Annotated in this window: 15 protein-coding genes; 8 read left to right on the top strand and 7 right to left on the bottom strand. The window is 64.4% G+C overall.

Annotation, left to right across the window (positions count from 1 at the left end):
* Positions 1 to 72: 72 nt before the first annotated feature.
* Positions 73 to 297: a hypothetical protein gene (locus tag AUC43_RS21100; protein ID WP_157781154.1), complete on the bottom strand. Its 225-nt coding sequence runs from the start codon at positions 295 to 297 to the stop codon at positions 73 to 75.
* 536 nt (positions 298 to 833) lie between these two features.
* On the opposite strand from AUC43_RS21100, the gene AUC43_RS17735 reads away from it, so the two are divergent.
* From AUC43_RS17735 to AUC43_RS17700, 8 genes are all read left to right on the top strand, one after another.
* Positions 834 to 977: a hypothetical protein gene (locus tag AUC43_RS17735; RefSeq protein ID WP_199243470.1), complete on the top strand. Its 144-nt coding sequence runs from the start codon at positions 834 to 836 to the stop codon at positions 975 to 977.
* 20 nt (positions 978 to 997) lie between these two features.
* Positions 998 to 1,828 carry a universal stress protein gene (locus tag AUC43_RS17730; protein ID WP_068196768.1) on the top strand — a complete coding sequence of 277 codons (831 nt, stop codon included), beginning with the start codon at positions 998 to 1,000 and terminating at the stop codon, positions 1,826 to 1,828.
* A gap of 88 nt (positions 1,829 to 1,916) precedes the next feature.
* The gene (locus AUC43_RS17725; RefSeq protein ID WP_068196766.1) at positions 1,917 to 2,819 is read left to right on the top strand and encodes a universal stress protein; all 903 of its coding nucleotides are present in this window, start codon (positions 1,917 to 1,919) and stop codon (positions 2,817 to 2,819) included.
* Positions 2,820 to 2,990: 171 nt separating this feature from the next.
* Positions 2,991 to 3,203, top strand: a complete 213-nt coding sequence (locus AUC43_RS17720) for a YgaP family membrane protein (protein WP_068196764.1) — start codon at positions 2,991 to 2,993, stop codon at positions 3,201 to 3,203.
* Between the two features lie 146 nt (positions 3,204 to 3,349).
* A complete protein-coding gene (locus tag AUC43_RS17715; RefSeq protein WP_068196761.1) occupies positions 3,350 to 3,658 on the top strand; it encodes a YtxH domain-containing protein in 309 nt (102 codons plus the stop codon).
* Positions 3,659 to 3,713: 55 nt separating this feature from the next.
* Entirely contained in the window at positions 3,714 to 4,172 is a 459-nt protein-coding gene (locus AUC43_RS17710) for an Hsp20/alpha crystallin family protein (RefSeq protein WP_082685184.1), read from the top strand.
* Positions 4,173 to 4,282: 110 nt separating this feature from the next.
* Positions 4,283 to 5,107, top strand: a complete 825-nt coding sequence (locus AUC43_RS17705) for a universal stress protein (RefSeq protein ID WP_068196758.1) — start codon at positions 4,283 to 4,285, stop codon at positions 5,105 to 5,107.
* Between the two features lie 147 nt (positions 5,108 to 5,254).
* On the top strand, positions 5,255 to 5,662 hold the full coding sequence (locus tag AUC43_RS17700; protein WP_068196756.1) for a spore germination protein GerW family protein: 408 nt from the start codon (positions 5,255 to 5,257) through the stop codon (positions 5,660 to 5,662).
* A 78-nt stretch (positions 5,663 to 5,740) separates the two neighbouring features.
* Here AUC43_RS17700 and AUC43_RS17695 read toward each other — a convergent pair whose 3' ends face one another.
* From AUC43_RS17695 to AUC43_RS17670, 6 genes are all read right to left on the bottom strand, one after another.
* On the bottom strand, positions 5,741 to 6,778 hold the full coding sequence (locus AUC43_RS17695) for an AI-2E family transporter (protein ID WP_068196754.1): 1,038 nt from the start codon (positions 6,776 to 6,778) through the stop codon (positions 5,741 to 5,743).
* Positions 6,779 to 6,810: 32 nt separating this feature from the next.
* Complete coding sequence (locus tag AUC43_RS17690; RefSeq protein ID WP_068196751.1) at positions 6,811 to 7,830, bottom strand: MlaD family protein; 1,020 nt, start codon at positions 7,828 to 7,830, stop codon at positions 6,811 to 6,813.
* Between the two features lie 44 nt (positions 7,831 to 7,874).
* Positions 7,875 to 8,660, bottom strand: a complete 786-nt coding sequence (locus AUC43_RS17685; protein ID WP_082685183.1) for an ABC transporter ATP-binding protein — start codon at positions 8,658 to 8,660, stop codon at positions 7,875 to 7,877.
* Between the two features lie 11 nt (positions 8,661 to 8,671).
* Entirely contained in the window at positions 8,672 to 9,430 is a 759-nt protein-coding gene (locus AUC43_RS17680; protein WP_068196748.1) for an MlaE family ABC transporter permease, read from the bottom strand.
* 38 nt (positions 9,431 to 9,468) lie between these two features.
* Complete coding sequence (locus AUC43_RS17675; protein ID WP_068196746.1) at positions 9,469 to 10,368, bottom strand: universal stress protein; 900 nt, start codon at positions 10,366 to 10,368, stop codon at positions 9,469 to 9,471.
* 353 nt (positions 10,369 to 10,721) lie between these two features.
* Positions 10,722 to 12,179 (bottom strand): BON domain-containing protein, encoded by a 1,458-nt coding sequence (locus tag AUC43_RS17670; protein WP_199243468.1) that lies wholly within the window; start codon positions 12,177 to 12,179, stop codon positions 10,722 to 10,724.
* Positions 12,180 to 12,191: the final 12 nt, after the last annotated feature.

Here is a 12,191-nt window from a genome sequence, read left to right as displayed (position 1 = left end):
GCGGATGATGGTCAGCAGCCGGTGCTGGTTGGCTGGGGTTAGGATATTGGGGCCGTAGCGGGCGCGCTGCTGCTAGACTTCGGCGGCGCTGAGCCCAACGCTCAGGACTGGCAAGGGCAGCGGTTCGGGGAGCGAAGGAGACATGGCGCGGAGTTCAGGAGCCAAGCCCGCGTTCCGGCTTCGGAAGCGGGCTGCTGGCCGGGCGGCCTCGGGCGCGCAAGTGCGCCACACAAAGACCGGCGGGGCATACGCGGGCGGAGGATGAGAAAAATCAAGGCGGGGGATGATAGTAGTCAAGGCAGGGAACAGGTTCAAAATGCATTTTTGTATGTGTAAAATCCTGAATTAATTACTTGCCGAGTCAGCGGTTCTGGCATCACTTATTCGCTTACTCGTCATGGTTACTACATCGTTTTGGCTGGCGCTGGTACCGCTGGCCCTTGTGTACCTGGCCGTGGTTTCCCTGGCCATGCTGGGGGCGCGGGTGCGCAGCACTTCCCACCCAAGCTAGTTGGGCGCGGGTACCCCAAGTTTGGATGGCTCAGCAAACTCTTCACCCTTCGGGAGCCTGTAAACCGGGGGATGGCTGGCGCCTCGGTGCTGATTAGCAGCGCCCTGCGCCCTGCTGCCCGCCCACCTCTGACCGATGACCCGCCCAACGCCCGAGGCCGGTGCGTGGCGCCGGCCCTGGGTTTCTCACAAATCTTAATAAGTCCTGAATACCCTTTAAACAGGACCGTAACAGTTTCATTATGAATAGCCCAGTGTTTAAAAGCAATTCCTTTCCTTCCTCCCAGCGGCCCGCGGCGCGCACCACGTGGCCTACGCTCCGCTTGAGCCGGCGAGAACGGCCGTCCGGCTACGCGGTGGCCCAACTCAAGACGGAAGCAAGTGCCCTGCTCGGTGATACGCTCACCGAAGCGGCCGGCCTGGCCCGCACCCCGGTGGAGATGGATACCTACGCCGGGTCGTTCTAAATCCCTTTTTCTCCCTTGCCATGAGCCTGAGCCCCGCCTTCGTCGTCCTGACCGACTTCTTTGCGGTCACCAACCGGGCCCTCTCGTATGCGGCGGGGCTGGCTGTGCCGCTCAAGGCGCCGCTGGTGCTTCTGCACGTGCGGCACGACGAGCTACTCTCGCCCGAGGAATACGCCAACCGCTACACGCTCAGCGGCGAGCGGGAAACCCTGGCCGGGCTCCACAAGCTGGCCGACAGTCAACCCGTACCCACCGAAGTGGAGGTATCGGAAGAAATCCTGCCCGAAGCCGTGGCCGACGCCGTGCGGCACTACCACCCGCAGCTGGTGGTACTGGGCCGCCCCGGCGCGGCCACTACCCCCGCCGACGTGGTGCGCGCCGCCGCGCGCGACCTGCTGCACCACGTGCCCTTCCCGCTGCTGGTGGTGCCCACCGTAGGGGGCGCGTTTCCGCCGCGCAAACTGGCGCTGGCCGTCGATGGCGATGACTTCACGCTCTACGAAGCCCACAGTATCGTGCAGCACCTGCTCAGCGGCTTGCAGGCCTCGCTCACCCTGCTCACCGTCACGAGCCAGCCCGATACGGGGGCCATGGCCGGGCCGCGGGCCCGGGAGTCGGTGCGCATGAGCGGCCTGGTACCCAGCCAGGCCATGGCCGGACAGCCGCACGTCGTGTCCAGCCCCAGCATTCCGGACGGGATTCTGCAGGGCGCCGCCGAAGTGGAAGCCGACCTGCTGGTGGTCATTGCCCGGCGGCACAGCTTGCTGGGCCGGCTGTTTCACCACAGCACCACGGCCCAGCTCATCAGCGACAGCCCCCTGCCAGTGCTCCTGATGCCCGCCCTGGACTAAAAGCCCAACGCTCTTACCACGAGAGCCGACTTCGCCTCCTGGCGCGGGTGTTCGGCTTCTTGCCAGCCTCACTTCCTTTCTTCTCGTTATGAAACTTACGTTCGTCGTCCTGACCAGCTTTTACCCGGCATCGCAGCAGGCGCTGGAGTATGCCGATGCGCTGAGCCACGCCGTGCACGGCCGGCTGCTGCTGCTGCACGCCAAACGGGTCTCGTTTTTTGACCCCTACATCTTTGCGGGCGAAGCCTGGCACCAGCAGGAGCTTAAGCAGGAAGTCGACACCAAAGCCCTGCTCGACCGCCGGGTGCAGCAGCTCCACTCGCCGGCCACCCTGGAGATGGTCACCGACCTGCTGCCGGACCTGGCCCGCGACCTGGCCAAGAAGCACCAGCCGGCCCTGTTCGTGTTGGGCCGGCCCGGCCCCGAAAAAATCAGCTTCGAGCACCTCAGCCCCGTGGCCATGGAGCTGCTGCGCGTGGTGCAGCTGCCCATGCTGCTGGTGCCGCTGGGGGCGCCAGTGCCGGCGGTGCCCCAGCGCGTGCTCATCGCGGCCGACGACGAAGATTTTGCGCTGGGCGATACCCACGACGCGGTGCACCGGCTGCTCACCGGCCTCCGGGCCGAGCTCACCGTGGCCCACGTAACGCCCCTGGAGGACGACGCCAGCTGCGCCCGCGCCCTGCACGCCGTGCAGCACAGCGGCCTTACCAGCGGCCTGCCCGTGCCCACCCTGCGCGGCTACCAGGCCGAGCTGCCGGCCGAGGGCGTGCTCGCCGCCGTTCGGGACACCAAGGCCGACCTGGTGGTGGTATTGGCCCGCACCCGCAGCTACCTCGGCGAGCTGTTTCACAAGAGCGTGACGGCGCAGGTAATCAAGCACAGCCCCGTGCCGGTGCTGGTGGTGCCCGCCAAAGCGCCGGCCCCCGCGCCCCAGCAGCGGGTGGGGACCCAGCACGGTTCCGACGACATTCGGCTCTGGCCCACGGTGTAGGCCAAGCTGAACCAAATGGTATTTTACCGCTGAGCTCCCCCTTAATAAGCGGCTGATTATCGCTTGTATTCCATGAGACAAGTCATCTTGGGGCTTGATAATCATCATGGAATTAGTGACTTGTAAATAAGAAATTTGATACGTCATCAACTTCTCAACTACTTGCCAGTGATGCCTCAGAATGTGGGATTTAATGACCGGCTGCTACGCATACTGCTGGCGGCCGTGGTGGCGAGTGTGCTGCTCACGCGGGGATTCAGCGGCCCGGTGCTGCTGGCTTGGATGGTGGCACCCCTCGTGCTGCTGCTTACGGGGGCCACGGGGTTTAGCCCCATTTATGCCGTGCTGGGACTGAGCACGCACCACCCGCCTTTGCAGAAATAAACGGCCTGCCCGGCTGGCCGGGTGCGGTTTTCTTAATAGTGCTTGCTCAACATCAATTTGTAAGTCAGGGCCTTGCCGCGTTGGGGCCAAGGCTGGCTTATGCACTTCTCACTTTCACATTTCGCCCTTTTCTTTCTTCACGAGCCATGAACACCTCAAAAAACAACTCCCGGAACACCTCCCGGAAAGCCGCCGACCGACTATCCGCCAACAAACTATCGGTGTCGGCGCTGCTCGCATTTGGGGCCGCTTCGGCTGCCGGCATACTGGCGGGGGTACTCTGGGCGCCCTCCCCGGGCCAACAAACGCGCAGCAAGCTGGCTAACCGTCTGCGCACCATGACGCAGCCGCTGATGGGGCCGGGCCGCTCGCAGCAGGGGCGGCCCGCGGGAGCCTCGCGCGGCGGCGACCTCTCCATGCAGCCCGACCACTTGCTGGAAAAGCCCAAGGCCTAATCTTATAATTTTTATTTCCTATCCGAGTCCTTCCATCCTTTTTTCTTTCAGCGCCATGAGCAACATTCAGCGTTATCAAAACTCGTTTTTTGACGTGATGCCAACCCGCCTCGGCACCATGCTCGACCGTTTCTTTTTCGAAAATGGGCCCACTTTGGGAATGGGCGTCACGTTCTCGCCCAAGGTCGACACCTACGAAACGGAGAAAAGCTACAACATTGACGCCGCCCTGCCTGGCCTCAAGCAGGAAGACATCAAGGTTGACTTTGACCAAGGCGTGCTCACAATTTCGGGCGAGCGCAAGTTTGAGAATGAGCGCAACGAGCACCAGTACCACGTAGTGGAAAACGGCTATGGCTCGTTTATGCGCACTTTCCAGTTGCCAAACGCTGGGGACGCCAACAAAATCCAGGCGACTTTCGACAACGGGGTGCTGCACGTGGAGGTGCCCAAGGATGGGCGCAGGCCGTCGCAGCATCAAATTCCCATCAAAAGCGGGTCGAAAAACAAATAGCCATCGGCCAACTGCTGCATTCGAATCATCGGGACGCGCCGCGCCTGGGGCGTGAGTATGCAAGATTTTTCATCACCAGGGCCGGGCAAGTCCGGACAACCTTCTTTTGTATGGAACCGACCTTTGTAGTGCTGACCGATTTGTCGGCCGCTGCCGAAGCGGCCTCAACCTACACCGCGCGCCTGGCCACCCTGATGGGCGGGCAGGTGGTGCTGCTGCACGTCTACCACGACCCCTTGCTGGAGCCGGAAGCGGCCATGATGGCCGTGCCCGCCCTCGAGGCCAACCGCCAGCAGGCCATGTCCGAGCTCGTGCAGCGGGCCCAGCAGCTGCCGGTGCCGGGCAAGGCCGAAATGTCGGAGGAAACGCTGGAGGTGGCCCTGCAGCAGGTAATATCCCAGTACCACCCGCTGCTGCTGGCAGCGGGGCGCGAGGCGCCGCACACGGCCCTGGACCGGCTGGTGGCCAACCTGGCCCTGCCCGCGCTGCGCCAGGCCCGCTACCCGCTGCTGCTCGTGCCCGAAACCTGGACCGGCGCCGGCCTGCCCCGGCGCGTGGTGGTGGCCGCCGACGAGCAGAGCTTCTGGCTCACGGCCCCGTCGCTGGCCCTGGCCCCGCTGCTGCAGGCCCTGCAGGCCAAGACCACGCTCGTGCACGCCAGCCCGGGCCGCGGGCCGGCCCCGCTCGACGCGGCCCTGCTGGCGGTGGGGCGCACGGGCCTGTTCGGGGGGCTGACGGGCAGCGACGTGTACGAGGTGCCCGAGGAGGCGCCGGCCCCGGGCGTGCTGCGGGCCTGCGCCGAGCTCGGGGCCGAGCTGCTGGTCGTGCCGGCCCGGCCGCACACGCTGCTCGGCGGCGTGTTCCACCGCTCCGTCACGGCCGAGCTGCTCCGCCGCAGCCCCATCCCCGTCCTCGTGCTGCCCACCATGCCCTGATTTGGGCGGCGGTGCGTTCCGAAATGGCTCAATTCAGCCTCGATACCATTTTGCCCAGATAGGCGGCCGCATAGCCCGGTAGCAACCCGCTGCCGGGCTATGCGGCCGTGTGCTATTTATACCCTCAATCTTTATTGCTCTATTGTTATGAATCCTAATGAAATAACCACCACAGGTGCGCCCTCGCTTGCCGAGCGCCTGGCGCAAGTGCTCAGCCATTCCGTCCGGACCGAAGCCGTGTATGGCACGCCCGTGGAGCGGAACGGCGTCACGGTCATTCCCGTGGCCCGGGCCTATTATGGCTTTGGCGGCGGCAGCGGCACCAATGCCAAATCCGAGGCCGGCACGGGCGGGGGCGGCGGCGCTACCATAAACCCCGTGGGCTATATTGAAATGAAAGACGGGCGCACGAACTTTCGGCCAATCCGCAGCTCGGTGGTGCCGCTGGTGGCCGTGAGCGGCCTGGTCGCTTACATGCTGATGCGCAGCATGCCGCGGATGCGGGCAAGCCGGCGGATTGATAATGCCAACTGGGTAGGTGATGTAAGCGAGTAACTGTTTGGGGCGCTGCTGGGTGAGCTGACCGGGTTTGGCCAGCAGCGCCTCCACCGGTTGCTCAGCTCAATTGCAGCCTCACAAATCCAGGGGGCCGGCCGGATGACGGGAGCGGTTTTCGCGCTCAAACACCTTCATCAACACCAGGAAGTAGGAGAGGAGCAGGGGCCCGAGCACCAGCCCCATGATGCCGAAAATCTCCACCCCCAGCACCACGCCGGCCAGCGTCACCAGCGGGTGAATGTCGCCGATGCGCTTGGCCAGCACCATGCGCAGGAGGTTGTCGATGTTCATCACGACGATGACGCCGACGAGCAGAATGCCCACGCCCTGGCTGATGGCGCCCTGCGTAAACTTGAACAGCGCGGCCGGCCCCCACACCAGCGGCGTGCCCAGCACCGGCACGAAGGCCATAAAAAAAGCTACCACGCCCCAAAAAACGGCATCGGGCACGCTAAAAATCCAGAGGGTGAGGCCGGTGAGCACCGCCTGCACCAGTGAAATTACGGCTGAGCCTATTACGTTGGCGTTCACGTTGTTGCGCAGCGATTCGCCCAGCTCCTCCACGGTGCCGTCGCGGAAGGGCAGGTAGCGGCGCAGGCCCCGCAAAAACCGCTCTTCGCCCATGAACATGAAGTACAAGGTGAAGAGCATCAGCCCAATGACCACCGTAAAGTCGAGCAGGCCGGTGGCCAGCACCGGCAGCTGCCGGCTGAGCCAGGCCACGCCCTGCTGCACGATGCCCCGGATGCTTTGCTCGTTGGTGAAGGTGTAGCCCGTGCGGTGCTCGATGGCGTGCAGCAGGCCCATTATCTGGCTGGTATCTTGGGCGTAGTGCCGGATGCGGTTTACGAGCAGCAGCGTGAGGGCAGTGAAAGGCAGGATGATGACCACCAGCGCAAACGTGAGCAGGGCCAGCGTCACGAGCTGGCGGTTCCAGCCGCGGCGGTGCACCAGCGCCTCAAACCACGGCCGCAGCACCACAAACAGAATGCCGGCCCCCAAGAACCCCGTTACGTAGCCGCCCAGCCCAAACAAAATCAGCCCCGCCAGCCCCAGCAGGCATGAGAGCAGCAGCAGGTGCTGCTGCTGGGGCGAGTAAATGTTTTCGGACATATACGGGGGCGGATGGGCAGGACAGGTGGGGGCTACTGCTTAGCGGCCTGGGCTTGTTTGTCGGGAGTAGGCTGCTTTTCGGCCGCTTGCTGCTGCTTGGCTTGCTTCTTCTTTTGGCGGCGGAAGTAGCCGCGCAGCAGGAAGTTGTGCTGCAGCGCCTCCATGCTTTGGCTGAAGCCGGCCGTGCCCTGTGCCACGTTTTGCACGCTTTGCTTGAGCTGCCGGCTCACCGTGGAATCGGTCAGCAGGGTGTTGAGCGGGCCCTTGGGGTTGCTCACCTGCCGTTTCAGGCTGGCCACGGTGCTGGCCAGGGTGTCGGAGGTCTGGGCCAGCCGGCGGGTGGCGTGGTGCATCTGGCCGGCAAAAGCTGTGTCGGTGAACAGGTAGCCCGCCGCGCCGCGCCCCTGCCGGACGCCCCGCGTCAGCCGCTGCACGTCGCGGGCCGAGGCCATCAGCAGGTCGGTGGTGGCGGCCACGTGGCTCATGCTGTGGCTGAAATTACGGGCCAGCTGCTCGTCTTCGAGCAAGCTCCAGAGGGCTTTGCTGCGGTTGAGCCGCTGGGTCATCGCGCGCAAATCTTTGGTGATGCCCACCAGGTTTTTGTTCGACACGTTGAGCGTGCCCAGCATGGCGTCGATACCCAGCGGAGATTTGGTGCGCAGGATGTCGCCGGCTACTACGGGCGGGGCCGGTTCGGGCGAGGCGTTCAGGTTGATGATGGTGTTGCCCACCAAGCCGTCGGTGCCGATGGAAGCAATGGCGTTTTTCTTCACGTAGGGGCGCACGTCGCGGTTCAGGTCCATGGCCACGCGCACGGTGCTGTCGTTGAGGATGCGGATGCGCCGCACGGTGCCCACGTTGATGCCGGCCAGGCGCACGTTGTTGCCGGTGAGCAGGCCCGACACGTTGCGGAAGTCGGCCTGCACCTGCAGCGACGAGCTGAACAAGTTCTGCTTGCGCCCGAGCAGAAAGAGCGTGATGACCAGGCAGGCCAGCCCAACCAGCACAAACAAGCCCAGGCGGAAATTATTAGCGGCGGTGGATTCGGTCATGGCCAGGGAAAATGAGGGCGAGCAAAGCCGGAAGCCGGCCGGGCTCAGGCAAAAAACTCGTGGATTTTGGGGTCGTCGCGCTGCTCCAGCTCGGCGTAGGTGCCCTCGGCGTAGCAGCGGCCGTCTACCAGCAGGGCCACCCGGTCGGCGGTGAGGCGCACGCAGTTCATGTCGTGCGAGATTATCAGCGAAGAGGTGTTGTACTTGTGCTGCACTTCCCGGATGAGCTGGTCGATTTCGCGGGCCGTAATGGGGTCGAGGCCGGTGGTGGGCTCGTCGTAGAGAATGATTTCGGGCCGCAGGATGAGCGTGCGGGCCAGCGCGATGCGCTTGCGCATGCCGCCCGACAGCTCCACGGGCATCATATTGGCAGTGTTGGCCAGCCCCACGTCCTCCAGGGCCTGGCGCACCATGTCGTCTTCCTCGCCCGCGCTGTGCTCCAGCCAGTGCCGCCGCAGCGGAAACAACAAGTTTTCGCGCACCGTCATCGAGTCGTAGAGCGCATTGCTTTGGAACAGAAAGCCCACCCGGGCCCGCAGCTGGTCCATGGCCGCGTGGTCCAGCGAGGCCACGTCCTGGCCCAGCACCGTGATGGTGCCCTCGTCGTAGGGCAGCAGCCCAATAATGCACTTGATGAGCACGGACTTGCCCGAGCCGGATTTGCCGAGCACCACCACGTTTTCGCCCCGGCCCAGCGTGAGCGAGAAGTCGCGCAGCACGTGGTTGTCGCCGAAGGATTTGCTCACGTGGTCCACCGTCATCACCACTTCGCCGGGCTTGCCGGGCGCGGGGGGGGCAGGAGCGGGCTGCAGGGTAGGTTCTGGGGTCATAACCTGGGCAGTTAGTTCAGGCCGAGCAGGCCGGTGATTTGCACGGCCAGCAAGTCGAGTATGAAGATAACCAAGGACGAGACCACCACCGCAGAGTTGGCCGCCTGCCCCACGCCTTCGGTGCCTTTTTCAGAATTATAGCCTTTGTAGCAGCCAATTACGCCGATGGCGAAGCCAAAGAAGAAGGTTTTGATGACGGCCGGCACCACGTCGCCAAAGGCCAAGCCCGTGAGGATGTTGTTGGTGAACAAAGCCATGGTGGTCACGCCTTTGAGGTTGATGCCGAGGTAGGAGGCGAAGAGGGCAATGGCATCGGCCATCACGGTGAGCACCGGCAGCATGAGCGTGGTGGCGATGACGCGCGTGGCCACCAGGTACTTGAAGGGGTTGGTGCCCGAAACCTCCATGGCGTCAATCTGCTCGGTGACGCGCATGGAGCCCAGCTCGGCCCCGATGCTGGAGCCGATTTTGCCGGCAAAAATCAGGGCCGTGATGATGGGCCCCATCTCCCGGATGATGGTGAGCCCCACCATGGTGGGAATCCAGGATTCGGCCCCGAACTGAGCCATGGTGGGCCGGCTTTGCAGCGTGAGCACCATGCCCATGATGAAGCCCGTGATGCCCACCAGCGGCAGCGACTGGTAGCCAATGATGTAGCACTGCCGCAGCAGTTCGTGGATTTCGTAGCGCGGCCGGAATCCCTCGCTGAAAAAGCGGCCCGCAAAGCGCGTCATCGCGCCGGTTTCGTCAAGCAGAGCAGAGTTACTCATGGGATGAAAAAAGAACGTGTGGGCCGGGCCGCGGAACCCTAGGACGCCACCTGGCCCACATATTGGGTGGTGGCTTCCGCTTCTGAAGCCGTTAATTCCTGGGTGGGCAATAGCAGCATCGGCACCGGGCACGCGTGGGCCACGTGCGCAATCACGCCGCAGTTGAACACGCTGCACACAAACGTGCGGGGCCGGGCAAAGAGAATGACGAGGTCGGCCTGCAAATCCAGGGCGGCCTGCACGAGGCCCAAGCTGGGCGGCTCGCGCTTCACCTCGTAGGTGGTGTAGTTCAGAGCCGGCAGTAGTTCGGTGTGGCACACCGCCGCTTGGGCCCGCGCCAGGCCGTTGCCGTCGGGGCCGTCAGGGCCATCGGGCGGGGCCACGTGCACCACGCAGTAGGTGGCGGGCCAGCTGCGCAGCAGCGGCCCCAGCGCCTGGGACGCCGCATTGAGCCGGAAGCCTTCGCCGTCGGCCGCCACGGCTACCAGGGCGGGCAGGCCGGGGTTCTGCGCGGCGCACTCGGGCACAAGCAGCACGGGCAGGCCGGAGTCACGCAGCACCGGCAGGGCCTGGTCGAGCAGCAGGGCGTCGAGCAGGTCGTGCTCCTCGTACAGGGCCATCACCAGGAGCTGCGGCTGCCGCTCGCTGATTAGCTCCCCCAGCACGTCGTGCAGACTGCCGCGGCAGGCCGACGCGGTGGCCGGGACCGGGAGCGTGCGCGCCAGCTCGGCGAGGGCCGCGTCGGCTTCCAGCTTTTCCTGGGTGTAAAAGTCTTCCGGAATCACCACCATGCCCATCTCCGGCGTGAACACGGGCTCCTGCTCCAGGTACAGCAAATGGAGCTGGCCGCCCACCGGAGCGGCCAACAGCGCGGCCAGGTGCGCGGCCCGGTGGGCCGCCGGCGACAAATCCGTGAGCACGATAAAAGTCGGTTTCATAACGGAGGCGGAAAAGGCAGGTGCGCCAAGGCGCCCGGCTGGAATTACGCTTGCGACTGCCTAATTTAACGAATTGAGCAATAATACTTTTGCGGAGGCGGCGCGCCATATCAGCTGCTCCGGTTGCTTCCAATATTGAGCTGGTTTCAGCCAGCGAAGGCGTTTGACATTTTGGTATAAAAGGGCGTTGGCACCAGGCTAAGAGCGTGTTTGGAAATTTGATTTTCGGGTCATGCTGAGCTTGTCGAAGCATCTCTCCCGCTTCGTTTGGAGCTTTTTTAACGAAGCGGGAGAGATGCTTCGACAAGCTCAGCATGACGGAAACGGTCTTTTTATAAAATCCCAAACATGCTTTAATGCGGCGGCCCGAACTGAGTTAAAAGTTGATTGTCGATGGCGGTGGCGCCTCCTTCGTAGGCGCTCAGGGCGGCGTTTTCGCGGTCCAGCTCGGTGGCCACGGTGCCGGTGAGGGTGGCCACGCCTTTGTCCACGCGCACCTCCACGTCCTGGCTGTGCAGGTGGGCCGACCAGTTGAGCTGCTGCTGAATGCGGTGCTCGATGTCGGCATCGGAAGGCGAGCCGAACGTGGCGGCCTCGCCGCTGGCAATCAGGCTGCCGTAGTGGTCGCGGTCGGTGGTGGCGGTGGCGAGGATGCCCAGGCGGTTTTCAATCGCCACAATGCCTTCGATGTTGGACGCCACTTCCTCGGCGTGCGTTTTCTCGAAATGCGAATCCAGCTTGCCGCGCAGGATAACCCGGCGATTGGTAACCGCAACTGCCACCGGCGCCTGCTTCAGATACGGGTCGCGCAGCAGCGCCTCCTCGATGCTTTGCTGCAGCTTGGGGTCTTCCACGTGGATGTTGGGCCGCACGCGCAGGGCGTTGTGAACGTGCCGAACGCCCACCACGCCGCGGGCGTCGTGCTCGGCGGCCCGCCGGCCGGCCAGGCTGCTCACCAGGCCCTGGAGCGTGACCCGGCCGCCGCTCACCTGCACGTCCACCTTGTCGGCGTGCAGGCGCGGGTTGTAGCCCAGGCGGGTCTCGATGGCCTGCTGAATGGCTGCGTCGGTCTTGGCGGTGTACTTGTCCTGATGCAGGTCGTGGCAGCTGGCGTCGTGCGCTACCGCCAGGTCCTTGGCCTCGACCCGCGCGGCGCCCGCCAGCCAGGCCGTGGCAATGGCCCGCCGGCGCTCGGCCGCGCTGCCCACCTTGCCGCGCAGCTCCACCACGCCAGTTTCCTGGGCGGTCACCTGAATCAGGGCGTGCCGGATGCGGTGGTCCCAGGCCAGCAGGTGCTCAACGGCGGCCGTGAGCTCGGCCGCGGACTTGGCCGGGTGCCGCTCGCCAGCCGGGTAGCTCAGGCGGTCTTCCACGTCGCACACGCCGCGCACGCCCTTGGCCACGCGGAGCACCTGCTGTTTTTCGGCCCAGGAGCGCACCTGGCCCAGCAGCATGACCTTGCCATCGCGCGCCGTGCAGCTGATTTCGGACGGGTGGGCCACGGCATTGCGCAGCAGGGCTTCTTCCACGTCGCGGCGCAGGGCGGCATCGGGCACCTCGCTGCCGCACACTGAGAGGGAGTTCACCACGTCGCACACGCCGCGCACGGTGCTTGCAATTTCCTCGGCGCGCTCGCGCATGTGCAGGCAGTCGACGTGGCCCGTGAGCATGACCGTGCCCTCGTGCGTGGCCACATCGATGAGGTGGGGGGCGACGCCCTGCTTGCGGGCCAGCAAAAATTCCACAGCGGCCGAAATGTCGCTGTCAGACAGGGCCCTTTCTGTTTCCAAGTGGGTTTCTTGCGAGTTCATGGCCATGGGAAT

The sequence above is a fragment of the Hymenobacter sedentarius genome (assembly GCF_001507645.1).
GTDB classification, from domain to species: Bacteria; Bacteroidota; Bacteroidia; order Cytophagales; family Hymenobacteraceae; genus Hymenobacter; species Hymenobacter sedentarius.
This window is presented reverse-complemented; position numbering and strand designations above follow the sequence as displayed.